The sequence below is a fragment of the Synechococcus sp. W55.1 genome (assembly GCF_047461655.1).
GTDB lineage: Bacteria > Cyanobacteriota > Cyanobacteriia > Thermostichales > Thermostichaceae > Thermostichus.
On record NZ_JANSHN010000012.1, the window covers coordinates 13972 to 39188 of the forward strand.

Annotated in this window: 22 protein-coding genes; 7 read left to right on the top strand and 15 right to left on the bottom strand. The window is 58.8% G+C overall.

Going from position 1 to position 25217, the window contains the following annotated elements; genetic code table 11:
- Positions 1 to 2: 2 nt before the first annotated feature.
- The 4 genes from NW816_RS07495 to NW816_RS07510 form a co-directional block, all read right to left on the bottom strand.
- Entirely contained in the window at positions 3 to 1610 is a 1608-nt protein-coding gene (locus NW816_RS07495; protein ID WP_414408754.1) for a type II CAAX prenyl endopeptidase Rce1 family protein, read from the bottom strand.
- Positions 1611 to 1699: 89 nt separating this feature from the next.
- Positions 1700 to 2419, bottom strand: a complete 720-nt coding sequence (gene trmB / locus NW816_RS07500; RefSeq protein ID WP_011433747.1) for a tRNA (guanosine(46)-N7)-methyltransferase TrmB — start codon at positions 2417 to 2419, stop codon at positions 1700 to 1702.
- Between the two features lie 92 nt (positions 2420 to 2511).
- Positions 2512 to 3432: an L-lactate dehydrogenase gene (locus NW816_RS07505; RefSeq protein WP_011433746.1), complete on the bottom strand. Its 921-nt coding sequence runs from the start codon at positions 3430 to 3432 to the stop codon at positions 2512 to 2514.
- A 249-nt stretch (positions 3433 to 3681) separates the two neighbouring features.
- Positions 3682 to 4041, bottom strand: coding sequence for a hypothetical protein (locus tag NW816_RS07510; RefSeq protein ID WP_011433745.1), 360 nt, complete (start codon positions 4039 to 4041; stop codon positions 3682 to 3684).
- A gap of 695 nt (positions 4042 to 4736) precedes the next feature.
- Between NW816_RS07510 and NW816_RS07515 the strand changes: the two genes are divergently transcribed.
- Together NW816_RS07515 and NW816_RS07520 are read left to right on the top strand one after the other, a co-directional pair.
- Positions 4737 to 6752 (top strand): diguanylate cyclase domain-containing protein, encoded by a 2016-nt coding sequence (locus NW816_RS07515; RefSeq protein ID WP_414408755.1) that lies wholly within the window; start codon positions 4737 to 4739, stop codon positions 6750 to 6752.
- Between the two features lie 36 nt (positions 6753 to 6788).
- On the top strand, positions 6789 to 8513 hold the full coding sequence (locus NW816_RS07520) for an ABC transporter ATP-binding protein (protein WP_414408756.1): 1725 nt from the start codon (positions 6789 to 6791) through the stop codon (positions 8511 to 8513).
- On the opposite strand, the gene NW816_RS07525 is transcribed toward NW816_RS07520, so the two are convergent.
- The 3 genes from NW816_RS07525 to NW816_RS07535 are packed head-to-tail and all read right to left on the bottom strand — an operon-like array spanning position 8507 to position 11027.
- The gene (locus NW816_RS07525; RefSeq protein ID WP_414408757.1) at positions 8507 to 9445 is read right to left on the bottom strand and encodes a carbohydrate kinase family protein; all 939 of its coding nucleotides are present in this window, start codon (positions 9443 to 9445) and stop codon (positions 8507 to 8509) included. The genes NW816_RS07520 and NW816_RS07525 overlap by 7 nt on opposite strands.
- A 9-nt stretch (positions 9446 to 9454) precedes the next feature.
- Complete coding sequence (locus NW816_RS07530) at positions 9455 to 10324, bottom strand: M48 family metallopeptidase (protein ID WP_414408758.1); 870 nt, start codon at positions 10322 to 10324, stop codon at positions 9455 to 9457.
- 34 nt (positions 10325 to 10358) lie between these two features.
- The gene (locus NW816_RS07535) at positions 10359 to 11027 is read right to left on the bottom strand and encodes a hypothetical protein (RefSeq protein WP_414408759.1); all 669 of its coding nucleotides are present in this window, start codon (positions 11025 to 11027) and stop codon (positions 10359 to 10361) included.
- Between the two features lie 175 nt (positions 11028 to 11202).
- Between NW816_RS07535 and treY the strand changes: the two genes are divergently transcribed.
- The gene (gene treY / locus NW816_RS07540) at positions 11203 to 14004 is read left to right on the top strand and encodes a malto-oligosyltrehalose synthase (protein ID WP_414408760.1); all 2802 of its coding nucleotides are present in this window, start codon (positions 11203 to 11205) and stop codon (positions 14002 to 14004) included.
- A gap of 4 nt (positions 14005 to 14008) precedes the next feature.
- Here treY and tpiA read toward each other — a convergent pair whose 3' ends face one another.
- Together tpiA and NW816_RS07550 are read right to left on the bottom strand one after the other, a co-directional pair.
- A complete protein-coding gene (tpiA, locus tag NW816_RS07545; protein WP_414408761.1) occupies positions 14009 to 14761 on the bottom strand; it encodes a triose-phosphate isomerase in 753 nt (250 codons plus the stop codon).
- Positions 14762 to 15000: 239 nt separating this feature from the next.
- The gene (locus NW816_RS07550) at positions 15001 to 15411 is read right to left on the bottom strand and encodes an FHA domain-containing protein (protein WP_414352045.1); all 411 of its coding nucleotides are present in this window, start codon (positions 15409 to 15411) and stop codon (positions 15001 to 15003) included.
- A gap of 212 nt (positions 15412 to 15623) precedes the next feature.
- On the opposite strand from NW816_RS07550, the gene NW816_RS07555 reads away from it, so the two are divergent.
- The 4 genes from NW816_RS07555 to NW816_RS07570 are packed head-to-tail and all read left to right on the top strand — an operon-like array spanning position 15624 to position 18913.
- Entirely contained in the window at positions 15624 to 16040 is a 417-nt protein-coding gene (locus tag NW816_RS07555) for a rubredoxin (RefSeq protein WP_414408762.1), read from the top strand.
- An 8-nt stretch (positions 16041 to 16048) separates the two neighbouring features.
- Positions 16049 to 17038: a photosynthesis system II assembly factor Ycf48 gene (locus NW816_RS07560; protein WP_414408763.1), complete on the top strand. Its 990-nt coding sequence runs from the start codon at positions 16049 to 16051 to the stop codon at positions 17036 to 17038.
- Positions 17039 to 17068: 30 nt separating this feature from the next.
- Positions 17069 to 18154, top strand: a complete 1086-nt coding sequence (gene murG / locus NW816_RS07565; RefSeq protein ID WP_414408764.1) for an undecaprenyldiphospho-muramoylpentapeptide beta-N-acetylglucosaminyltransferase — start codon at positions 17069 to 17071, stop codon at positions 18152 to 18154.
- Between the two features lie 3 nt (positions 18155 to 18157).
- A complete protein-coding gene (locus NW816_RS07570; protein WP_414408765.1) occupies positions 18158 to 18913 on the top strand; it encodes an endonuclease III domain-containing protein in 756 nt (251 codons plus the stop codon).
- A gap of 22 nt (positions 18914 to 18935) precedes the next feature.
- On the opposite strand, the gene NW816_RS07575 is transcribed toward NW816_RS07570, so the two are convergent.
- The 6 genes from NW816_RS07575 to NW816_RS07600 form a co-directional block, all read right to left on the bottom strand.
- On the bottom strand, positions 18936 to 20807 hold the full coding sequence (locus NW816_RS07575; RefSeq protein ID WP_414408766.1) for a chloride channel protein: 1872 nt from the start codon (positions 20805 to 20807) through the stop codon (positions 18936 to 18938).
- A gap of 7 nt (positions 20808 to 20814) precedes the next feature.
- Entirely contained in the window at positions 20815 to 21603 is a 789-nt protein-coding gene (gene map / locus NW816_RS07580) for a type I methionyl aminopeptidase (RefSeq protein ID WP_414342345.1), read from the bottom strand.
- A gap of 195 nt (positions 21604 to 21798) precedes the next feature.
- Entirely contained in the window at positions 21799 to 22491 is a 693-nt protein-coding gene (locus tag NW816_RS07585; RefSeq protein ID WP_414408767.1) for a DUF2062 domain-containing protein, read from the bottom strand.
- Between the two features lie 47 nt (positions 22492 to 22538).
- Positions 22539 to 22700, bottom strand: a complete 162-nt coding sequence (locus tag NW816_RS07590) for a hypothetical protein (RefSeq protein ID WP_414374865.1) — start codon at positions 22698 to 22700, stop codon at positions 22539 to 22541.
- A gap of 285 nt (positions 22701 to 22985) precedes the next feature.
- Positions 22986 to 24047 carry a DUF1611 domain-containing protein gene (locus NW816_RS07595; RefSeq protein ID WP_414408791.1) on the bottom strand — a complete coding sequence of 354 codons (1062 nt, stop codon included), beginning with the start codon at positions 24045 to 24047 and terminating at the stop codon, positions 22986 to 22988.
- On the bottom strand, positions 24047 to 25099 hold the full coding sequence (locus NW816_RS07600) for a dipeptide epimerase (protein ID WP_414408768.1): 1053 nt from the start codon (positions 25097 to 25099) through the stop codon (positions 24047 to 24049). Before NW816_RS07600 ends, NW816_RS07595 begins: the two co-directional genes overlap by 1 nt.
- Positions 25100 to 25217 lie beyond the last annotated feature (118 nt).

The following is a 25217-nucleotide window of genomic DNA, read 5'->3' on the forward strand; positions in this document are numbered from 1 at the left end:
CCTTAACGCGCACCCCCTAGCACCAGCAGCGTGACCAGGGATCCCGTATTCCAGAGGCTGTGCAGCAGGATGGGAGCCAGCAGGTTGCGGCTGTGGCTGTACACCACCCCCAGCACCACCCCCAGCATGGTCAGAGGCAGCAGATCAGAGAGGTTGAGGTGGGCAAGGGCAAAGGTAAAGGCGCTGAGCACAATGGCGGCCCCCATAGGCAGGTGGCGGCTTAGGGTGGGCAGCCAAAAGCCCCGGAACAGCACCTCCTCAAAAACAGGGGCACAGACAGACACCACGGCCAAAAACACCAACCGCGCCCCCCAGCCATGGCTGTCCAGCAGCAGAGGCAGAATAGGGTTCCCACCCCCTGCCTGCGGCAGCAGCAACTGCGACAGCGCCGCTGCCAGCACCACCAAAGGCAAGGCCACCCAGTAGCCACACAGGCCCCACAGCAGCCAAGGGTCCCACAACCGCACCTGCAGCACCCTCTGCCAGCCGGGGTAGGTGTGCAAGAGACGGTACAACAACCCCGCCCCCAGCACAGCGCCGGAGTTGTAGGTGAGAAACAGGGCCACCGCCTGGTGCCAAGGGCTGAGCTGCTCTGCCCCCAGGCGGAGAATGATGATGTAAAGTCGAGGCACCAAAGCGTTGAGGGCAATAAACCCCAAAAACCAGCCGGTCAGCACCGCTTGCGCCCCGATCCCCGGCCAAGGCACTTCCCAAGCAGAGCCCAGAAGCGGACGTTTGCGCCAAAGGCTCCAGCCCAGCCAGCCCAACAAGAGCATCAACCCCAGCAGTGCCCCCAGCACGGGGATCCCGCCCACCACCGCCAGTCGAAATAGAGCCGCCAAGGCCAATTTTTCCTGCTGTTGGTTGAGGGCATTTAGGCTATCGCTGCGCTGCTGCAGTCGGTAAAGCTGTTGCAGAGCCACCGCCTCAAACCAACCATCCAGATGATTGCGAATCTGCACCTCCGCCTCTGGCAAGATGCGCCGCGGTGTTCCCCACAGTCCCTGTAGAACCTGGGCTGCTCTCTTTTGACTCGATTCCACCTCCATCGCGCCAGCGGCGCGGAGCACTTTGGGACGTTCCAGGTCGATGATCTGCTGCCATTGCTGCCGAGCAGCTTCCAGATCTTCTTGGTAGGCATAGAGCAAGCCCAGGCGCAGCCAAAGCGCATCCAGCTCCGTCTGCAAATCTTGCATTGAGGCCAGAAGGGCAGGATCCACCTCTGGAGATTGGGCAGGTTCTGGGCTGGTCGCCTCAGATTCGCCAGCAGGAGTTGACCGGGTCAGCCGCTTCAAGCGTTTCAGGCGTTCGGCGTAGTTATCGGCAGTCTGCTGATAGCGATTTTGGGCCACCTTGAACACATCCTGGCCCAAAAGCGCCCGTGCCAGATCCTGATAGCGGGGATCATCGAGGGTGCGGGAAGCCTGCAGGGCGAGATCGGTTTGCAACAAATCCAACTGCGTTTGGGGCGGCGGCTGAAACCAACTGCTGGAAAGAGAAAGCCCGACAATCACAATGGCCAATAGGCTCAGCAGGTTGAGGATCCCACGGCGAACAGAAAGCCGAGCAGAAGAGGGGTCGGCAAAGGCCGTGGCTTCAGGGTGAGACATTGCGGCAACGGATCCAACTCAAGCGGGTTATATCCTATCTTCTGTTTGTCTTGGCGGAATGGAGTTGTTATTACTGCTTTGCCCCGTTGTCACCGGCGCTCCAGCCAATAGCGATAGATGGGCAGATCCAATTGCAGACACTGCCACTCCCGCTCGGTGGGAATGCCGAGGGGATTGGAGTCCAAAGGCCCCTGATGGGGATCCCAAAACTGCGGATGCTCTAAAAATCGAGCTGCCATTTCTTCGGCCACCTCTTGGATATCCGATTGCAGGAAGACGGGGCTGCCCGGTCGCAGCAGCAGAGCCAGATCCGCCACCAGTTGGGGCTGGACGATCCGCCGTTTGTGATGGCGCTTTTTGAACCAGGGATCCGGAAATAGGATGGTCACCCGGCTGAGATCCCCCGGCGCAAACAGATGCCGCAAAGAGACATTGATGTTGGCAAACAGAAAATGGACGTTATCCAGCCCCAGCTCATCCCGCCAGGCATTGGCCCGCTCCACCAGCGCCTGCCGAATCTCTACCCCTAGGAAGTTCCAGTCGGGCTGCTCCTGAGCAATGCGCAGCAGAAATCGTCCGCTCCCTGTGCCGATATCCAGATGAAAGGGCTGCCCCAGCCGCCGGTATACCCGTTCCCAATGGGGTGGGGGGGCGGGCTGCTGATACTGCGCCTGCAGGGGATTGACGTGCTGCCGTACCCGGTGACCGAGGCCCCTCTGTAAGGGGATCCCGGCCCAAGGCGGAGAAGGGGGGCGCTTCTCCAGTTGGCCCTCAGGCGATTGCTGCCCCTGTTGCACCTCTGCTTCCATAGACCACCTCCTGCCGCCAGCTGCGGCCCTCGCCCACTGACCAAGGGATCCCCCAGCTTGGAGGGGAGCGACAAAAGTCCAGGAGATCTAGGCTACCACCGGATGCTGTCGATGACTTGCCGCAAGATCTGGGCCGAGCGGTGCAGCTGCTTGCGCTCGCTCTCGGTGAGGGACATGGCCAGCGTGCGTTCCACCCCCTGCCGCCCGACCACTCTGGGCAAGCTGAGACAGACCTCTGGCAGATCGTACTCCCCTTGGGTGAGGCTGCTCACGGTTAAAACGCGGTGTTGATCCCGCAGCAGGGCTTGGACAATTTGCGTCACCCCTAACCCGATGGCGTAGCTGGTGGCCCCTTTGCGACGGATGATCTCGTAGGCAGCGTTGCGCACCTGCTCGAAGATATCCCCCAAATAGGCGGGATCCCAGTCCGGCGAGAGTTCCCCAATCGGGGTGCCGGCGATGTTCACCTTGCTCCAAACGGCCACCTCGCTATCTCCATGTTCGCCGATGATGTAGGCGTGCAGGCTACGCGGATCCACCCCCAGGCGCTCCGCCAAAAGATAGCGAAAGCGGGCTGTGTCCAAAACCGTCCCCGACCCAATTACCTGCCCTGCCGGCAACCCCGACAACTTCAGGGAAACGTAAGTCATGATGTCAACGGGATTGCTCACCACCAAAAGGAGTGTGTCAGGGCAATGCGCCATCAAGGCCGGGATCAAGCCTTTGAAGATCTCGACGTTGCGCTGCACCAAATCCAAACGGGTTTCTCCAGGCCGCTGCTTAGCCCCTGCCGTTAAAATCACTACATCTGACCCGGCGCAATCAGCCAGTTCCCCTGCCCGTATCCGCGTCGGCTCCACAAAGGGGATCCCGTGCACCAGATCCATCACTTCCCCTTCCAGCTTGTTGCGGTCGATGTCGTGAAGGACCAGCTCATCCAGAGTGTTCTGGATTACCATCGAGTAGGCACAGGCCATGCCTACCTGGCCGGCGCCGATGATGGATCCCTTCAAAAGGCGGCGAGAAGTCAGCCCCTCGACCTGCTGCTGGGAGCGCTGCTTGGGTTGGTGCTTAGAAACAGTCATGGCTGCAGCCGCTACTCTTCGTTCTCCAGCTTAAGCCTGCCTAGAGGAAGAAAAAAACAGGCTACCGCTCTCCAGAAGAACTGGAAAGGCGAGAAGAGGCAGGATCGGTTGCCGCAGCGGACTGGATCCATCCGAAACAATAAAAACAATAAATAGCCCTCTAACCTTCAACAGTCCTCAACCCGGCTGCTGGGTTAGCCGCTGCCAAAGCTGCGGAGGAATGCGCTCGTGAGGACACTTTAGGGACTGAATCTGAGCTAAATCTTCCGGCATGTAGTGCAAGGCTACCCGCGCTGCCGGATCCAAAAGGCTGCGCCGTCGTCGGTTACATTGCTCCGCTTCTCCCAGAAACACGTCCAGCCAGCCATCTCGCTCTTGGTAGCGAATCCTCAAAGCAGAGAGAGAAGGCAGAGCAGAGGAAACTTCTTTGCGGTAGAGCCGAAAGCCCTGCTCCAGACTCCAGCCCAACCACCACTGAGGCGCCAATTGCCCCAACTGCCTACACCACACCCCCGCCTGAACCTGTTGCCATGCCATGCTTGCCACTCCGCAGCTTGTTCTCCTGAGAAGACTTAACTGCAAATCTTTAGCAATTGCTACTTGGGTAAGCACTCTACCAGACTCCTCAAGCTTAATGCAAGTCTTTATCAAAGAGGATCCCTACTTTGCCGGCACGCTATTGAAAGCTAATCTCAATAGAGCTATGCTGTTACTCGGTTGAGTGGTGGAGTTGTATCCATCAGTCTTCCTCTCTTGCCTTGGATGCATCGGGGATCCCACGCCCGCGGAATTAGCCATCCTGGGTCTGGCAGGGATCCCTTTTCCAGGGCTAGCTGAGGTTCTTTCTAATGAGAGCAGTTCTAACTAATAGGAGCCTGGTTCCTTCCCAAGCGTGTCGATGTACGGGTAGAACAAGTTCGGGAGCCAGAAGCGGTTTAACCTTGAAAACGGCAGCGCAGGTCTCCTCACGCCGGCAGGACAGAGTTCTTGATTAACCTGCAAGAGTTGCTTCAAAGAATATCCCCGCCGGAACACCTGAAAGCTCGTGCCAGCGCTGGGATCTTTTGTACTGAGTGATACAAACGCTTCTTCAGCAATCTGTAATTAATGAGCAGATATCTGTAGGGTGAATGCTTATAAGATGAATGTTTATAAAAGGTAGGGCGTACTGCAGAGCCGTCTCTTTCGACTCCTCCTTCCCGTTGTCCGAATCTACTGGGTACTTCTAGCCTATGGTTGAAAGGGGGACTGCTGGGCCAGATCAGGCTGGCAGCGTTTATGATGCGCTGGTGCGGGCTGATCTGTGGAATCCCCAAGTCATGTACCGTGGGCGCCCGGTGCAAACTCGGGGGCGGGCTGTGCTGCGCACCATGTTCGAGAGTGTCAGCGATGGGTTGTTTGTCCTCGAGTACCTGCCCCCGGAGCCAGAACAAGGCTCGCCCCAGCCGCGCTATCGGTTTTTGGTGGGTAACCCGGCCTTTCGCAGGATGTTTTTTCTCTCCTCTCGACCTATCGAGGGAGAAGAGCTCCAGAGGTGTCTGCCCCCTTCTATAGCAGCGCAGATTCAACTGCACACCGAGCGCTGCCTCACCCATCGCCGGCAAGTGAGCTTCGAGCTGAGCTTAACTGCCTCTGCCGCTCCCGACCCAGCGCCGAGCCACATTCTGATCGTCACCCTTTCTCCGGTTGCCGAGGAGAACAAGCCGATCAGCCGAATTGTCGGCTCCTGTCAGGACATTACAGCACGCAAACAGGTGGAGTGGCAGCTACAGCGCAGCCAACAGCAACTGTTGAAGCACAACCGGGCTCTGAGGGAGCTCACCCGGCACAAGGCCCTCAGCCAAGGAGACCTACAGGCTGCTCTGCGGCAGATTTGTACCACAGCCGCCCATACCCTGCAGGTGGCACGGGTGGGGGTCTGGCTCTACACGCCGGAGCGCTGCAGTATTCGCTGCATCAATCAGTTTGAAATTACCCCGGACAACCCCAAGGGATCCCATACTCAAGGGGCGGAGATCTGGGCCAAAGACTATCCCCGTTATTTTCAAGCCCTAGAGCAAGAGCGCACCATTGCCGCCGACCAAGTGGTGGCGGATCCCCGCACCGCCGAGTTCGGCAATTCCTACCTGACAGCAATGGGAGTGGTCTCGATGCTGGATGCCCCCATTCGACTGGAAGGACGGATGGTGGGTGTTCTCTGCCACGAGCACATTGGCTCCCCTCGCCACTGGACCTTAGAAGAGCAAAACTTCGCCGGATCCCTGGCGGATTTGGTGTCTCTGGCCCTCGAGATCTCGGAGCGCCGGCAAGTGGAAGAGGAGCTGCGCCAGGCTGAGGAGCGCTATCGCAATTTTTTCGAGAATGCGGTAGAGGGCATTTTTTTCACCGATGCGGCAGGTCGGTATCTCTCCGCCAACCCGATGCTGGCCCAAATCTGCGGCTACAGCTCCCCCGAAGAATTGATGCGCGAAGCGAAAGAGGCGGGCAAGCGGCAGCTCTATGTGGATCCCAGCCAGTGGGAGGAATTTGTGCGGCTATTGCAGGAGCAGGGATCCGTGCGCGGTTTTGAGTATCGGCTGCGGCGGCGGGATGGCTTGATCATCTGGGTCCGAGAAAAGGCCCGTTTGGTTAAAGATAAAGCCGGAAATACCCTCGGCTATGAAGGCATCTGCGAAGACATCACCGCCCAAAAGCAGAGCTTAGCCTACATGGAGTTTCGCGCTCATCATGATGCCCTGACAGGTTTGGTGAACCGCGAATCCTTTCGGGAGCGGCTGCAGCAGACCCTGCAGCAATACTACAGTGAATCTCTGGCCCTCTTCTTTGTGGATTTGGATCACTTCAAAGACATCAACGATACCTTCGGCCACAGTGTCGGCGATGCCCTGTTGCAGGGGGTAGCCGAACGGCTAACCAAGTGCGTTCGCCCTGGAGATATCGTCGCCCGCTGGGGAGGGGATGAGTTCACCCTGCTGCTGCCCCGAATTGGCAGCCCCACAGTGGCAGCGCGTCTGGCTCAGCGGATTGTCGATGCCTTTCAAACTCCCTTCTCCTGCGAGGGCCATTCCCTTTCCGTGACCTGCAGCATCGGCGTCGCCCTCTACCCCCAAGACGGCGTAGAAGTGTCCACCCTTTTGCACCATGCCGACTTGGCCCTCTACCAGGTCAAGGAAAATGGCCGCAGCGGCTTTCGACTCTATCGGCCAGTTTCAGGGATCCCGGCAGCAGTCCGCAACACTATCCTGTAAGCTGGTTGGGTCAGAGGCCCTTCTGGTTTGTGATTTGTGCATCCGGGTCGTAGCTATCGCCGTCTCATTCCCTTCATTCGGCCCCATCTGTGGATGTTGTTGCTGGGGCTAACCTGTACCCTTGGCTTTGTGCTAACCATGCCCGCCCTCGCCTACTTGATCGAGTGGGTGGCCCGCTCCATTGGTGCCGGGGATCTGGGGCAATTGCGGATGCTGGCCTTGATTGGGGTGGTGTTTTTCTTGGTGCGCGGCGCTTTCCAATATGGCCAAGACACCCTGATGGCGAGGGCCTCCTTGCAAATGGTTTTGGAATTGCGCCAACAGATCTATGCCCACCTGCAGGCGCTGGATCTGGATTATTTTTCCGGCAGCCGCACTGGCGATCTGGTCTATCGCCTTACGGGGGATCTGGATCGGGTGGGAGAGGTGGTGCAGCGGTTTTTCCATCGCTTCATCCCCAGCGTGCTCACCATCTTGGCGGTGGTGGCCTACCTGTTCTATCTCAACGGCATTCTCACCTTGACCACCTTGCTGATCGCCCCCCTGATGGGAGCCTTGATCAGTTGGTTTGGGGATCGCCTTTTGTTTCGCTCCCGCCTCAACCAAGAGAAGATGTCGGATTTGGCCGCCCTCTTGACAGAGGTGTTTGCCGGGATCAGCCTCACTCGCGCCTTTGCGGCTGAGGACTACGAAATTCGCCGCTTCAGTGCCATTGCCGAAAGCAACCGCCTGGCCCGGTTTCAGACCGAACAGATGAGAGCCATCCAAGACCCGGTGGTGGGCTTCCTGTACGCCATGAGTGTGTTGGGGGTGTTTTGGGTGGGCGGCTGGCAAATTAGCCAGGGCAACCTGACCGGCAGCCAGTTTCTCGGCTTCATTGCCGGTGTTGCCATGTTGATCGACCCTATTGTTCACATCACCAACAACTACAGCGAGCTGAAACAGGGTGAGGCTTCGGTGGAGCGGATTTTCGAGCTGCTAAACACCCGCTCCCAAATCCGGGAGCTGCCCGGGGCCCGCCCCATGCCTCCCATTCAGGGTTGGGTGGAGTTCGACCAAGTTTCCTTTGCCTACAAACCGGATCAGCCGGTGCTCAAACAGATCAGCTTTCAGGTGTCTCCCGGCGAGATTGTGGCCCTGGTGGGATCCTCCGGCGCCGGCAAATCCACCCTGGTGAGCCTGATTCCCCGCTTTTACGATCCCCAGCAGGGCTGCATCCGCATCGACGGCATCGACATCCGCACCGTCACCCTCAAGAGCCTGCGCCGGCAGATCGGCATTGTGCCGCAGGAGATCACCCTGTTTTCGGGAACCATTGCCAGCAACATCGCCTACGGACAAGAGCATTTTGACCTGGAAGCGGTACGCCAGGCGGCCCAGGTGGCCAACATCGACACCTTTATCGAGAGCTTGCCCGATGGCTACGCCACCCGCGTGGGAGAACGGGGGGTCACCCTCTCCGGTGGACAACGGCAACGGCTGGCCATTGCCCGCGCCGTGCTCCTCAACCCCAAGATCTTGATCCTGGACGAGGCTACCTCTGCTTTGGACAACGAGTCAGAAGCGTTGGTGCAGGAAGCGCTGCAACGGCTGATGCAACGCTGCACCGTTTTTGTGATTGCCCACCGCCTCTCGACAGTGCGCACCGCCCACCGCATTTTCGTCTTGGAGCAGGGGCAATTGCTGGAGCAGGGAAATCACCGAGAATTGCTGGGCAAAGGGGGTCGCTACGCCCAGTTTCACCTGCGCCAGTTTCATTGAACCCTTGGCCTCTGGATCTCCTGGATCTCCCATGCCTGCCAGAAGGGCCGGTAAAACTCCGGATCCGAAGGTGCTCCCCCCGGGATCCCGCAGATGGCCGCCGCAAATTGCACGGCCCGTTGCACCAGAATCGCCTCCGGCCATCCCCGCAACAGCCCCAGGATGGCCACGGCGCTAAATGCATCTCCCGCCCCCACTGTATCCACCAGCTGAGGCGCGGGCACTGGGTCGGCCCGATGGATCTGAGTAGGGGTGATCAGCAGCGCGCCTGCCGCTCCCAAGGTCAGAAATAGACCTTTCAGGTTCAGATGAGCCTGGAGGATCTGTCCTTGCTCCAGCAGGTCTCCAGGAGGGATCCCTTCCAGTTGGGCCACTTGCTCCAGCTCTGCCTGGTTCAGCTTCAGCCAAGTGCAGGTGCGCAGCATCTCCCGGATGGCGTCTGGATGCCACCAGGGATCCCGCAGGTTGAGATCCAGAAACACGGGACAGCCCAAAGCGGGGATCCCCTCTTGAAAGTGGCGATGGGCTGCCTCCCGGCGAGCTGCCAGGCTACCTCGGTAGAGCAGGCTGGGCTGGAGAGCTTGCAGAGCCCCGATATCCAACTGGATGTAGTCGTAGGCTTGGTCGGGCAAGATGGCGAAGGTGGGGATCCCTTGCTCATCCAGGGTTACTTGAACCTTGCCGGTGGGGTGAACAGAATCCTGCTGCAGACCCTCCAGGCGCAGCCCCTGCCGTCGCAAGGCCCCCAGCAGCTCTCTGGCGGCCTCGTCTTGGCCAACACGACTGAGCAAGAGGGGATCGGATCCCAGCCCCTTGAGGTTCCAAGCCACATTCAAAGCTGCTCCGCCCAGCACAATCTCTGTGGGGAAGCAGTCGAAAAGCACCTCCCCCAAGATGAGCGGCAAACCCAGGGGCACATGAGAGGGATCCATCTTGAGCACTCAGGAAGCAGCCGTTGACGTCCGCGGTGCGGAGCCCAATCCCTGGAGCTCCAGGATCTGCTGATAGGTGTTGCTGCGGAACCAACGCTCGATTTCTCTGGCCCGTAGCACCGGCAGCGGATAGGTGCGCCCCACCGTTTGCATCTGCTTCAGCTCCATCTGCCACAGATCCCCGTCCAGCTCATCATAAGTGCGGGCCTGCTCCAAAAAGGCGTCCACGTTCAGCTTGGAGGCCAATTGCGGGGATCCCCCACACAATTTCATCAACACCGAGATCACCGTCTTGGCATCTTGGGCTACCAACAGCGCCGCCCGGTCACAGGTAAACTCGGCACACCGCAGCCAGTGCATCAGTTGATCCTGCAACGCCTGATAAAACAACCCCCCGAAGGGGAGCAAGCTGGTGGAGAGCATGAGAATGTTGGCCATCGTCAAGTAGACCCCGTGATTGCACTTCAAGTGGCCCAACTCATGAGCGATCACGGCCTGAATTTCCGGCGGCTCCAACAGATCCAGCAGAGAGCTGTGCAAGACAATGAAGGGCTTTTTCCCCTGCATGGCAAAGGTGTAAGCATTGGGCGTGGGGTTCTGCCGCACGTAGAGCTGGGGCACCTCCAGATCCAAGATGCGACAGGCCTGCACCAAAAGCTGATGAATTTCCGGCAACTGATGCTCGTTAATTTGGATACTAGAAGCAATGTTGTCCAGATAAAATATCTGTCCTGCCGTTGAGCCAAGCCAATTTTGAATCAGCAGGCCCAGCCCCGGCACTTGCTGCAGAGAGCGGGTGGCTTGCAGATCCACGGGATGACGAAATTGGTCGGCCCGCAGGCCCAACAGAATGCGAGGTTCTCGTTGAATGGACGACATAGACAATAGACAACAGAGGGAGAAAGGACTTCGGTTACAACTCGTAGGGCACAAACTGGCGGTGGCGATTCAACAAAAATAGCCGCTCCGGCGGCGGATCCGGCAGGGTCGGCTGGTCAGTAAAATCAAACGGGTTTTCTCCAGAGGGGATCTCCCAATAGACCACATGATCTTGAATGCGAGTGCCATCGGTAACAAAGCGCCCAGTATCGGCGGCAGCACGCTCAGCGCGGCGATAGAGTCGCCCTTGCCAGGTCAAGTGCGGGGGCAGCCCCAATCCCAAAAACAGTTGCTGCCGACTGGATTCCTGGTTGAACACCGTTTGCAGGCGATCCGCCCAGATCCTTGCCAGATCTGCCGGTTGGGGAGCAGCATGAGCCTCTGCATCGGCTGGAGTTACCTCCAACAGCAGTTGCTGGTTCAAAAGAATCCGAGCGGCTTGAGCTGGGGGATCCCCGCTGCCGGTCGTCGAGGGATTGGGACTGGGGATATCCAGACTGACCTGCACCTGAGGGCTGCTGGCCTGTAGCAAAATCTCTTCCAACCGTTGCTTCAGCAGACGGAGGCGAGCGGGGGCATCGGGGGTGCGCAGGGTCAAAACCAGCTCACTCCCCACCCGAAACTCGCTTTCTGCCCAGGTTGCCTCACTCCGCCAACTCCCCATCAGCCCACCCACGAGCAGGATCCCTGCCCACCTCGCCATCCTTGCCGGCCCCCTTACCGGGGGTGAAGCGCTCCTCTGTGGCCTTGACAAGTTCACTAACCTCGCCTCTCCCCTGCAGGACTCCTTGATCTTAGCCGCTACCCTGGATACATCTCTTCTCTTGACCCTATGCCGTTGGCAAGCTCGGCTTCTTTGTCATTGTTCTAAGGTCATTATGCGGATCCCGACTTCCACCTATCGCATTCAGTTTCATGCTGGGTTTGACTTCGACGCAGCACGACAGATTGTTCCCTACCTGAAGTTGCTGGGCATCAGTGACTTGTATGCCTCTCCCATCTTCCAAGCCCGCAAAGGCAGCACCCACGGCTACGACGTGGTGGATCCCAGGCAGATTAACCAGGAACTGGGGGGAAGCGAAAAGTTTGAGCTCTTGTGGGAAGCCCTCAATCAGCAGGGAATAGGCTGGATCCAGGACATTGTGCCCAATCACATGGCCTACGATGGCCAAAACCAGATGCTTATGGACGTTCTGGAGAGTGGCCCCAACTCAGATTTTGTTGACTACTTTGATGTTAATTGGAATCACTCTTACCTGGGGATCAAAGGCAGAATCTTAGCCCCTTTCTTGGGAGATTTCTACGACAAATGTTTAGAGTCGGGTCAAATCCAGCTTCGTTATGATGCCGATGGCCTAAGTATTAACTACTACAACTTGAGGTTCCCCCTCAATATTGACACCTATGCGGATGTTTTTACCTACAACCTGAGCAAGCTGCGGCGAAAATTGGGACGCAGCCATCCCGACTACGTCAAGTTACTCGGGATCCTCTTCAGCCTGAAATTCATTCCCAGCAAGGAAGATCTCCTAGAGCGCACTGATCAAATTAGCTTTGCCAAGCATTCGTTGTGGGAACTCTACACTTCTAGCCAACCTATCCAGAGCTTTTTTGACGAGAACATTGACATCTTTAACGGCAAGCCAGGGGATCCGTCAAGCTTTGACCTGCTGGATAGTCTTCTGGCGCGGCAAAATTTTCGCCTTTCCTTCTGGAAGGTGGGTGCTGAGGAGATCAATTATCGTCGTTTCTTTACCATTAACGAGCTGATCTCACTGCGGGTGGAAGATCGCGAGGTGTTTCGCAAAACCCATCAGCTTATCTTTAAGCTTGCAGAACAGGGGCGTTTTAGTGGTTTGCGCATCGATCATATCGATGGTTTGTTCAATCCCGAAGAGTATCTCCATCGCCTGCGGGAACGCTGCCCAAATCTCTACATCGTAGTAGAAAAAATACTAGAGGCTAATGAAAGTCTGCCCCAAAGCTGGCCGGTTCAGGGCACAACGGGCTATGATTTTTTAGCTAAGCTCAACGGCATCTTTTGTCAAGAAGAAAATGCAGAGGCTTTTGACTCTCTCTATCAAAATTTCACAAATCTACGGCATTCCCCAGAGCAGGTTATCGAAGATAAAAAACGCCTGATCATCGAGCGCAACCTGTCAGGAGATATGGATAACCTTGCTTTTTTGCTCAAACAGATCACCAGCCACCATCGCTATGCCAATGACTTTACCCTCTACAGTTTACGTCGAGCTTTGGTAGAAGTTTTGGTGTGCTTTCCGGTCTACCGCGTCTATATCCACGAAGGGATCCTCAGTCCAGAAGGTCAACAGGTGGTTCGTCAAGCTGTGGAGAAGGCCAAGGAGAACCTGCCCGTTTTGGTGAATGAGCTGAATTTTATTCAGCGCTTTCTCTGCCTGGAGTCTCTGGAAAATTTATCAGACCAGGAGAAAAATGAGCAGATCCATTTTGCCATGCGCTTGCAGCAGTTGGCTGGCCCTCTCATGGCCAAAGGGGTGGAAGATACTGCTTTTTATGTGTACAACCGCCTTTTATCTCTCAATGAAGTCGGCGGGGATCCCTGTCGCTTTGGCCTTTCGGTGCAAGAGTTTCACCGCTTTAATCAAGAGCGGGCAGCTCGGTGGCCTCTGTCCATGAATGCTTCTGCCACCCACGACACCAAGCGTGGCGAAGATGTGCGGGCCCGGCTGAATGTGCTTTCTGAAATCCCCGCCGAGTGGGAAAAGCACATCAACCTTTGGCATGAACTGAACCTCGGCTACAAAGTCCGCAGCAAACAAGCCAAGCGCTCAGAACTGCCGGATCGCAATGACGAGTATTTGCTCTACCAAACTTTGCTCGGCTCCTATCCCTTCCAACCGGAAGAGGTGCCCCAGTTCGTACAGCGGGTCAAAGACTATGCCATCAAAGCAGTGCGGGAAGCTAAAGTTCACACCGCTTGGCTTCGCCCCGATACCGAATACGAAGAAGCCACTACCGCTTTTATCGAACGGATCCTTCAAGGCCCTAACCCCTTTTTGGAGTCCTTTTTGCCTTTCCAACGGAAAGTTGCCCACTTTGGCATTTTTAATTCCCTCTCGCAGACGCTGATCAAGCTCACCAGCCCTGGGATCCCGGATATTTACCAAGGCACGGAGCTGTGGGATTTGAGCATGGTGGATCCCGACAATCGTCGGCCTGTGGATTTTTCCCGTCGCCTCGCCTATCTAGAAGAAATTCAACGGCGGGTTAAACAGGATCCTCTCCAACTCATTGCGGATTTGCTACTACACCGCAGCGACGGACGCATTAAGCTGTTTCTGATTCATCATGTGCTCAAGGCCCGCCAGGAACAGCCCCAATTGTTTCTCGAGGGCAGCTACATTCCTCTGCAAATCAGCGGATCCCATGCCGCCCACATTGTGGCTTTTGCCCGTCAGCACGGCAAGCAGGTATTGCTCACGGCGGTGCCGCGTTTCCTGACAAAGTTGATCGACGAAACCCAAGATCCTCTGGGAGAATCCGTTTGGGCAGATACCGAAATTCATCTGCCGCGCTGGAAGCGGCTGGACTGGGTGAATGGGCTAACCCAGGAAAGGATCCCTGCCGGCGAAACCTTGCCGGTGGGCGTTGTCTTAAAATCCTTCCCGGTGGCCCTGTTGTGGGGACAATCCCGCTAGCGGCCTAGGCGGGGGCTAGGGCCTGAAAGTTGACGATGCGGGCAAACTCTTGGGGGTCTAGGCTGGCCCCTCCCACCAACACGCCGTCGATCTCAGGCTGGGCCATCAGCTCATCGATGTTGCCGGCCTTCACCGAGCCGCCATACAAAATGGGCAGTTGGGCATTGCCCAGGTGTTGCCGGATCAAGCCGATGACCCGGTTGGCCTCTTGAGCTGCACAAGTCTGGCCGGTGCCGATGGCCCAAATTGGCTCATAGGCAATCACCAAGTTCCCCAGATCGATCCCTTGCAAGGCGCGATCCAACTGCCCCACAATCCAAGACTCGGTCAAGCCTTGCTCCCGCTGCTGCTGGCTTTCTCCCACACAAAGGATGGGGGTGAGCCCGTGCCGCTGGGCAGCTGCCAAACGCCAATTAACGGTTTCGTCCGTCTCGCCGAAGTACTGCCGCCGTTCGCTGTGGCCGACGATGACGTAGCGCACCCCCAATTCCGCCAGCATGGGGCCGGAAATTTCCCCGGTAAAGGCCCCCTGATCCTCCCAATGTAGGTTTTGTGCTCCCACGGCTATGTCGGATCCGCGGCTTTGCTCTGCCACCACCGCCAGGTCTGTAAAGGGCACACATAGGATGATCTGCCGCTGGGATGCTGACCCTGACGGCGATGACCGTAAAGCCAGGCCCAACTCTCGCAGAAACTCGCGAGCCTCAGCCTGAGTCTTGTGCATTTTCCAGTTGCCGGCAATGAGGATGGGGCGCAAGATGAGATCCTCCCTTAAAGACAGCAGAAGGAAGGGATCCCGCAAGCAGAAAGCCCAAGGAATATGTGGAAGAACAGCAGGGATCCCAGCTTTCGTTTTTTTGTATGACACAGTTTACCAGCAAGCGATCCCAGAAATACGGCGACGGGATCCCTTCTCCGAGCGCCGGTTAACCCCTCAACCCACGTGGGGACAGGGGGATCCCCCACAGGCCAAAACTCAACAGGGAAAGCAGCCTCTCAGAGCTCAACGATCTGGGTGTTTTCAAAAGTAGCCAGGATTTCATCCAGATCCTTGTTTTGCACCGAGTAGGTAGCAGTGGCATCGTTGCCAAACTGAATCTCGTCCCCGTCCTCAAGATCCCGAAATTCCACCCGTTGCCCACGCACGTAAAGGCCGTTGGTGCTGGGGGTGCCCTGAATGTCTCCGTCAATGATTTGGTAGGTAAACCCATCGGGAGAAGAGGGAGACTCTGTCTTAACCAAAATGGCGTGGTAGCGAGAGGCGTACTGGGAGTCAATGCGAATGCTGTTGCGCGGATCCCGGCCTAAGGAGTAGAGCTCAGCCGTCAACCAGTAGGCTTTTGGCCCATGACGATCCTTGACGATCAGCACGTGATTGAGGGCTGGTCGGCGAGGGGGCGTGGTCATGAAAGGCACCCGCTTGCACAACACTGAGGGCAGGATAGCCAAAACATAACATGGGATCCCCCTGGTGGATCCCTATGTCCACCGGATAAGTCTCTTCAGGTCGGCATCCCAGGCTGGTGCGGGATCCCCCTGAGCAACAAGAAAGGGTCTGAGTAGATTTTTGTAACAATTCCTCTCATAATAGGATCGACGATGCAGATGGATCCCTGACCATGAATGGCTCGCAACCGGATCCCGGTGCTCAACCCCGTTCTCCCCAGACACCGAAGCTCATTGAGTTGCCGGAAGATGAAACCGATGCGCAGCTCAGCGATCCCCTGCGGATGCAGCGTTACGAATGTCGTTCTTGTGGCTATGTTTACGAACCGGCTAAGGGGGATCAGCTCAATCGGATCCCGGCGGGCGTACCGTTTGAGGAATTGCCAGCCGATTGGAAATGTCCGGTGTGCCGAGCCGGTAAGCGCTCGTTCCAAGCAGTGGGCGCCAAGGGCAAGCCTTCCGGTTTTCAAGAGAACTTGCGCTACGGCCTGGGGGTGAACGTGATGACCCCTGCTCAAAAGAACCTGCTGATCTTCTTGGGACTGGCGCTGGGATTTTTATTTTTGATGAGTTTTTATTTCGTCGAGTGAGGGTCAAGATGTTCAAACCCCTGAGGCTGGTGCTGCTGATTGCTGTCTCGGTGCTGCTGATGGCGGCGGGGATGCCCAACATGCGGGTGGTCCCCTGGCAGCAGGTGGAAGTGCCCACCCAGAACATTCTGCTGGACATTGCCTTCACCGGCACCACCCCTTCCCATGGCTGGTTGGTGGGAGACAAAGCAACGCTGCTGGAATCCCGCGATGGGGGCTTGCACTGGCAGGTGCGGGAGCTGCCGGGTCTGGAGTCGGAAGCCTACCTGGCCTCCATTAGCTTTGCTGGGGCAGAAGGCTGGGTGGCCGGGCAGCCGAAGATCCTCCTCCACACCCTAAACGAGGGATCCGACTGGACTTCCATTCGCCTTAACAACCAACTGCCGGGTGAACCGTTGCTGATCCAGGCGCTGGGAGCGGGGGCGGCTGAGCTGGTGACCAATGTGGGGGCTATCTACCGCACCGAAGATGGCGGGCAGACCTGGCATGCCCAGGTGGATGAGCCGATTGGGGTGATCAAGAACATTGCCCGCGGCCCTGCAGGCGAATATCTGGCGGTGTCGTCGCGGGGCAGCTTCTACTTTCTGTACACCCCAGAAAGCCGCGCCTGGAAGCCCTATCCGCGAGAAAGCTCCCGCCGCATTCAAAACATGGGCTTTGGCCCCCACGGCAGCGCTTGGAAATTGAACCAAGGGGCGGAGATTACCTTCACCGATGACTTCACCTCCGGCCAGTGGTCGTCACCGCTGCGTCCAGGGCGGGCCCTCAGCTTTGGCTACCTCAATGCCGCCTACCAGAACGACCACGACCTGTGGGTGGTGGGGGGTGGCGCTACCCTGATCCACAGCCCTGATGGTGGCAAAACCTGGGAACAGGCCAAGAAACTCAGCAACATCCCCGCCAACTTCTACAGCATTGAGTTTTTCGGCCCCGAGCAAGGGTTTATTCTGGGGCAACGGGGCACCCTCTTGCGCTATGTCAGCTCCAACAACTCCTGAAGGTCTCAGGGATCCCTAACCGGCACACGGGTGGACACACGCGCCAAGGATCCAGCTTCACGCCCTCGGCTGCTGGTTGCTGCCAGCGGCACTGGTGGCCACATTTTTCCGGCCTTGGCCGTTGCCGAGCAGTTGCCTGACTGGCAGATTGAATGGCTGGGGGTGCCGGATCGCATGGAAGGGAAGCTGGTGCGGGAGCGGTATCCCTTGCACCGGGTCGTCATGTCGGGCTGGCAGGGATCCCCTCTCCGCAAGCTGCAGGCCTTGGCCCAACTGGCCCGTGCGACCCTACAAGTGCGCCGACTCCTTATGTCGGGACGGTTTGATATTGTCCTGACCACCGGTGGGTACATTGCCGCTCCGGCCATTTTGGCCGCCCGTTCGCTGGGGGTGCCGGTGTTGCTGCACGAGTCCAATCGGATCCCGGGCAAAGTGACCCGTTGGCTGGGGAGATTTTGTCAGGTGGTGGCGCTGGGCATGGCGGAGACGGCAGAGCATTTGCCAGGGGTGGCCGCCCAAGTGGTGGGCACGCCAGTGCGGGCCGAGTTCTACACGCCCCAGCCTTTCCCTGCCGACCTCCCCATTCCCGACGGGGATCCCCTCATTGTGGTCATGGGGGGTAGCCAGGGGGCGCGGGGCCTCAACCGCATGGTGGCCGCCTGTGCCGAAGCTTGGCTGGAAACAGGGGCCTGGATCGTGCATTTGACCGGCGACAGCGAGCTTCAACCCACCCATCCCCGCTACCGGCCCTTTCCTTTCCGTCGAGATGTAGCTGCCCTGCTGCAGCGGGCCAACTTTGCCATTAGCCGGGCCGGGGCCATGAGCCTGGCGGAGTTGCTGGTCACCGCCACCCCGGCCATTTTGATCCCCTATCCCTTTGCTGCAGAAGATCATCAGTATCAGAATGCTCTGGCCTTTGTGGGGCGCGGTGGGGGGGTGGTCATGCGAGAATCCGAAGAGAATCTGGACTTGCTGCGGCAAACGGTGTTGACCTGGTTGGCCCAGCCGCAGGTGGTTGCCCAAATGGCCGCTCGCTTGCAGGCCGCAGCTCCTCCCAATGCCAGCAAGGTTCTTGCCCGCCTGTTGCAGGAGATCCGCCAGAGTTCTGCCCGTTAAGCCGTGGTACAGCCAAGATTGGACAGCCTTTCCCAACGCCCGCCTGTGCCCGCCAAAGCGGCGGAGTCCCCAACCCTGCTGGCAGAACTCCCGCCCGCCGACAGGATGGAATCGCTGTTGATGCGGCTAGAGCAGTGCTTCGGGATCCCCCAGCGGGCTCCCGATGGGCTTTCCCCCCGCCCGGATCTCCTGGACGAGTTGGTGGGCACGATCCTTTCCCAGAACACCACCGATGCCAACAGCAGCCGTGCCTTCCGCGCCCTCAAAGCCGCCTTTCCCTCTTGGGAAGCGGTCTTGGCCGCCGATCCGGCAGATCTGGTTCAGGTGATTCGCCCCGGCGGCTTGGCCCACCTTAAGGCAGCCCGCATTCAGGAGATCTTGGCCGCCATTCAAGAACGACAGGGATCCCTGAGCCTCGACTTTCTGCGCGACCTGGACGACGCCGGCGCCCTCGACTTTCTGCTCTCGTTAAAAGGGGTGGGGCTGAAGACCGCCACTTGTGTGTTGTTGTTCGGCCTGGGTCGGGATCTCTGCCCGGTGGATACCCACGTGCATCGGGTGGCCAACCGTCTGGGCCTGGTGCGGGCCAAACATCCCGACGACACCTTTGCTCAGCTTTCCCCCCAGATCCCCAGGGGCAAAGCCTATTCCCTGCATGTCAACTTCATCCGGTTGGGCAAGCGCATCTGCAAGGCCCGCATGCCCGAATGTGGCCGCTGCCCGCTGCGTCCCACCTGCCCTTCTGGGCGGCAGCGCTGATCCCCATCAACAGGACGGAGCTCTACTCTGCAGGCGCAACAGAAGCATCTGGGATCCCCTCTTGTCCGTTCCTGCCGGCGTCTCTCTCTGCTGGGGGAACTTCCAACTCCAGGGCTTGCCGCACCGATTGAATCTCTTGGGAGAGCAGCACCCGCTCTCGATCCAACAGGCCGACGATCTGCTCCGGGTCTTCCCGCGAGACCACTGGCAATTGGCGCAAATCGTATTCGTACATCGGCTCGGCTGCCACCGCTACCGCCTCATCGGGGAAGGTGGTGAGAACCGGAGATTGGCTGACCTCCTGTACGGTTAGCTCCGCCAACTCCGCCGCCTCCTTATGGGCCAAGGCCCGCTCCAGATCTTCCAGGGTGAGAATGCCCCGCAGCCGCTCCTGTCCGTCCACCACCAACGCGCTATGGCACTTTTGCTGCAGCAAACTCTCCAGAGCTTCTCGCAGCGGTGTGTCTTGCCGAAGCAAAAGAGATGGGGGCACCATCACCTCTTGCACCGTCAGCTCTCTAGGCTCCTGCCCAAGGACTCCGTCAAGCGTTGCGTGGCGATAGCGACGGGCGGAAGGGTAGATGGCCGGCGAATGCAACTGCTCCGTCAGCCAGATGCTCAAACCCACTGCCGCCATCACCGGCAGCGCAATGTGATAGTCCCGCGTCATCTCAAACAGCAGCAAGATGGCCGTTAGCGGAGCCCGCACGCTGGCCGCCAACACCGCCGCCATGCCCACCATGGCGTAGGCAGCAGGGGGAGACAAGGCAATCGAGGGCAAAGCTTGAGATAGCACCTGACCGTAGCCTGCCCCCAGCACTGCCCCCATGAACAAAGCCGGGGCAAAGGTTCCCCCCACAAAGCCGCTGCCCAGGCTCAAAGCGCTCAGCAACAGCTTGCCCAATAGGAGCAGGCCCAGATGGCCAAGAGAAAAGGGAACGGCCTGCAGAATCGACTCAATGGTTTCATAGCCCACCCCCAACGCCAATGGGATCCCCAAACCTGCGCAGCCCAGGATCCCGCCCCCCAAAATGGGCTTGCTCCAAGCTGGCCAGGCCGCCAGGGGGCCACTGTTGAACAGGTGCTTGCCCCACTCCAGGGTGTAGCTGAAGGCCATAGAAACCAGGCTGGCCAAAAAGCCCAAGCCGAGATACAGAGGCACCTCCAGCAAGCTGTGGAGCTCGTAGTCCGGCAAGACAAAAGCCGGCTGGGTGATGGTGGGCAAAAGAAAAGCGGGTTGTGCCCCCAACCCCACCTGGGCGATCAAGGCGGAGACCACCGCCGCCAACACCACCACACTGACAGCAGAAGTGGTGAAGGTGCGGGCCAAAGCCAGCTCCAGCGCCAAAAACACCCCGGCAATGGGCGCGTTAAACCCTGCCGCCAGGCCAGCCGCTGCTCCGGCAGCCATCAACAGTTGCACCCGCTCCCGCGAGAGGCGTAGGTTTTGCCCCAGCAGGGATCCCAGCAAAGCGCCACTTTCCACACTGGGGGCCTCAGGGCCAAGGGAAGCTCCCGCGCCCAACGAGATGGCAGCCGCCAAGAGCTTGAGCGGGATCCACCAGGGCTGAAGTGCCAAAGGACGAGCAGGACTCACCAAGCCGGAGAGGCTCAAGTTGGGAAAGGGCACAACTGCCCCCAAAGCGCCGATCAGCAGGCCCCCCAGCACCGGCGCCAGAGCCAGTGTCCAGGATCCCAGCAGCCACAGGCCATAGTGTTCTGCGGCCTTACCGATGCCATCCACGAGGGTGTCCTGCAGCAGATAGCGCCACCAGCCAATCAAGTAGCGAAATCCAACCACCAACAGCCCCGTGCCCAACCCCACTGCCGCCGCCAGCAGCAGCAGCAGGTTCTCGGAGGAGAGGCGCAGGCGGAGAGCGGGGGCGCTGTTCATGATCGGCTCAGGGGCTTTGGGAAGGCAGGGTCAAGATCTCTACACCGGTTTCGGTAACGGCGACCGTATGTTCAAATTGGGCCGAGAGCTTGCCATCCAAAGTGACCGCCGTCCACCCGTCGGAGAGCACCTTCACCTCCCAGGTGCCCTCGTTGATCATCGGCTCGATGGTGAACACCATGCCGGGGCGGAGTTTCTCCCCTTTTCCCCGTTCGCCGTAGTGGGGGATCTGGGGAGCAGTGTGGAATTGCCGTCCCACCCCATGCCCGACAAAATCGCGCACCACGCTGTAGCCCTGGGCCTCGGCATATTCTTGGATGGCAGCGCCAATGTCGCCGACTCTCCCCCCCGGCTTGACGGCAGCAATGCCCCGCCGCAGACATTCTTCGGTCACCTCCACCAAGCGCCGCGCCCGCTCAGAAGGCTGTCCGACAAAGAAGGTTTTGGACGTATCGCCGTGGTAGCCATCCAAAACCGGGGTGACATCGATGTTGATGATGTCGCCTTCTCGCAGGATCTGCTTGGGGCTGGGAATGCCGTGGCAGACCACGTGGTTGACGCTGGTGCAGATGGATTTGGGAAAGCCATGGTAGCCTAAAGGGGCACTTTTGGCCCCATGCGCCCGCGTCCACCGCTCGGCCTCGTCGTTAAGCTCTTGGGTGGTGACCCCTGGTCGCACCATCGGCTCCAAGTGCTTGAGCAGATCTGCCGCCAGGCGACAAGCCCGCCGCATTTTCTCCAGTTCCCGCGAAGAGAGCAACACAATGGGCTGAGGGGCTTGCGTGAGCTGGTTCATACCCGTCTGCAAAGCGGATCCCAACTGCTCCCCCCATCGCTGGGAGCGACGGCTGAGGTCTGTCAACAACGCTCGCATGTCTTCCATCATGAGACCTTATCTGTGAAAAGCTCTGTGAAAACGGATGGATCTCTGCACCTGCAGACTGTCCAGGATTGGGTTCTCAGTTGGGATTCTGAATCGCCTTGCGCCCATTCACAGACCCCTGCCGGCCATTTTCTGCCGCCGACGAATCCGCTGCACCAACCACAGCCCCAGAAAATAGCTGACGAGGGATCCCCAAAAACCGACAAATGCACAGCCAACAAACAGCGTGCCCGACATCTCCAAGCCCCACTGCATCCAGTTTTGCCAAGTGGCCGCCACCAGCTCTGTGGTGGGAAGGATAGTTCGGGATCCCAGTAGCCATTCTCCCACCTGGTAGTTGAATGCATAGATGGGCACATAGGTGAAGGGATTACTCACCCAGGTTCCTGCCGCCGCCGCCAGCTTATTGCCCCGAAACGGAACAGCCAACACCAGAGCGGCCAACGTTTGAAAGCCGAAGATGGGGAAACAGCCGGCAAAAACCCCTACCGCCAAGCCACGGGCAATTTCTTTTGGCGACGATTGCAGCCGCAACAGGCGCAGATAAAGATAGCGCAGCCAACGCTTCCAGGAAGGATCCCGGCGGGCTAGGGTCGGCCCTGGTTGAGATCCAGAGTAGGATCTGGAATAAAGCTTAAGGGATCCCGGCGAAGGCCAGGAGAAAGAGGGCAGCCTCAACCAAAAGAGGGGGTTCATGGTGGCAAGGGGGCAACTGAGAGAAGGTGTTAAGTCCTGTAAATCCAGTGTATCTTTCCTGCCCTTGGCGACAAAGGGCCATTGGCAAATCTGGGCCGGCAGCACCTGGGTGATGCTGAGGGATCAGTTTGCTCAGTTTACAAAGTAAGCAGTTAGCTGAGCTTGTCCACCAAGGCCAGCAGAAAGTTAAGACTCAAGTAGGAAACCAACACCAGCAAAAATAGGAACAGGGCAATGCTCAGCCCGGATCGCAGGGCAGAGGGCAGGGATCCCGATTTCATTTTGGGATCAGGCTTTTCGGGGGGAGTTGTCATCTGGAGTTCTGGGGAAGACTGTGAATCTAGGATCCCATCTTGGCTGTGCAGGTGTACCCATCGGCTTACTTTCCGAAGATTGAAGGCCTCTTCTCTGAACACGGAGCAAGCCCAGTTCCTGGCCCCCGGCCAATGGGAGCGACTTGGATCGAGAATACCTGGCTGAGGAGATCGCATCTCAGAGAAGACAACGGCACCGGGAACCATCTGAATCGCTCACCTGTTGAAGATGATGAGTTTTTCCCAGATGGACAATGGGAGTGGATCCGCTGTCTGCAAACTGAGTTATCCTGCCGCCAGAATTGCCTCCAACAAGGGATCCGCCCCAAAACGCACCACATCCGTACAGGGCCGTCCGGTCTCGGCTTCCACCCGGCGGATCTGCTCTAGGGCTGCTTCTTCCTCCCAGCCGAAGGTATTGAGGGCAACCCCCACCACGGGCGCGGGGGCAAAAGCCCCGGCAGCTGCCGCCACCTGTTCATACAGCTCAATCACCTTGGGTAAGGGCGGGATGGGCACGTAGTCTATCCCCTTGATGTGGGTCTGGCCGGCGCGGTGTACCAGGATAAGGTGGGTGGGCTGGGATCCGCGCAACAGGGGCAAGGTGGCCGTAGAGGCGGGGTTGAGCAGGGATCCCTGACCTTCCAGGTGCAGAATGTCGTGGTCAGAGCCATAGCGTAAGATCAGTTGCTCCACCGCCCCACTGGCATAGTCCACCCGCACCGCATCCAAAGGGATCCCCTCGCCGCCGATCAGGATCCCAGTTTGCCCGGTGGCCAAAAAGCGGGAGCGCAGGCCCCGCCTCAGGCTGGCCCGGTGCAGCTCCAAGCTGGTGGACATTTTGCCCACGCTCATGTCGGTGCCCACCGTCAACACCCGTTTACAGGGCAGGGTGCGGGCCAGGGCTTTCCCCACCGACAGGTTGGGGGGCTCGCGGCGAATATCCCAGATCCAGGCCCCCGGCTGCAACCACTGCCGAAACTGGGGATCCTCGGCCAAAGGCGTGTGCAGCCCATTCACCAGAGACAGGCCAGCTCGCAGGGCCAGGCCCAACTCCTCCCGCCAGTCTGGCGGCAACTGCCCCCCTGAAGGGGCGATCCCAATCACCAGAACTTCAGGCCGGTGGGCCAGCGCCTCCTCCACCGAGGCCACGATGGGAATGTCTTTGGCAATTCCGGTCAGATGGGCCAGGGATCCCCCCGCCTGCTCCCGGTCGATCACCGCCACCACCGGGAAGGAGCCGTAGCGCAGCAGCCCCAGCCCCGTTTTCCCATGCTCCCCCAGCAATCCCCCGTGGAGCAGGATGGCCACGCGACTTTCGCTGGACAGGGATCCTGGCTTTCCCATCATTCCTCCCTCAGCTCTACCCCCAAACCCGGTCGGTCGGTGGGGAGCAGGCAGCCGTCCTGCAGGATGGCCCCGGCAAAGGGATCGTCGATGAGGTTGAGGTGGCTATCCAAGTCCAGGTAATCCACCAGGGGAGCCAAGTGGGCCGCCGCCGTATTCCCCAGAGCTGTGTTGCTGTAGCAGCCCAACATCACCTGTAGGCCGTGGGCTTTGGCGGTGTGGATCATGCGCCAAGCTTCGCTGAGGCCTCCGCACTTCATCAGCTTAATGTTGATCCCGTGGACGCGATCCACCAGAGGGGGGATATCGCGGCTGTCCATACAGCTCTCATCCACAAAAATGGGCAGCTTCGACTCGTGCCAGAGGGTGATCAGCTTTGCTTCCTGCCCCCTCTCCAAAGGCTGCTCCAGGTAGCTCACCCCTTGCCCCGCCAGCCAGTTGCTCATGCTCAGGGTTTGTTCCACCGTCCAAGCGCCGTTGGCATCCACTGTAATTAGGGATCCCAGCGGGATCACCTCTTGTACAGCAATCAGCATGTTCTGATCCGCCATCAGCCCCGAGTCGCTGCCCAGCTTGATCTTAAAGGCCCGCGTTTGGGTCTGTTCCATCCAGGCCAAGGCGCGCTGGCGGGCCGCCTGCGGGGTGGAGATGCCGATCGTCATCGTCGTGGGCGGAATGCGGGAGCGATCCAGCCCCCACAACTGCCACAGGGGCCTCCCCAGCCGTTTGCCCATCCAATCGTGCAGGGCCATATCCACCGCTGCCCGCGCTGCCGAAGGGATCCCGGCCTGCAGCAGTTCTGCCTCGATTGGCTGGCGCTCCCAGGGGGAGTGGCGGCGTAGGATCCCTTTGGCCACCTCCAGACCCATCAGGATGTCGTCCAGAGACTGGTGGTAGTCGTCGCTCACCGAAAAAGGGCAGGCCTCCCCCCACCCTTCAATTCCCTCCTCCTCAATCCGCACCCAAGCCAGGGTTGTCTCGCTGTGGGTACCCCGGCTGATGGTCAAGGCGTAGCGCTTGTGAACGGTGAAGGGTTCGACGTAGAGCCGCATGGGCATCTCCAGAAGAGGAAGCTTGGAGGGGCAATTGGGCCTGGGCCGCCCCTTTGAGCTTAGCTTGGTTCCCAGCCCAGCCTGCCCCCGTCCCCAAGCCCAGAAAACAAGTTATCCC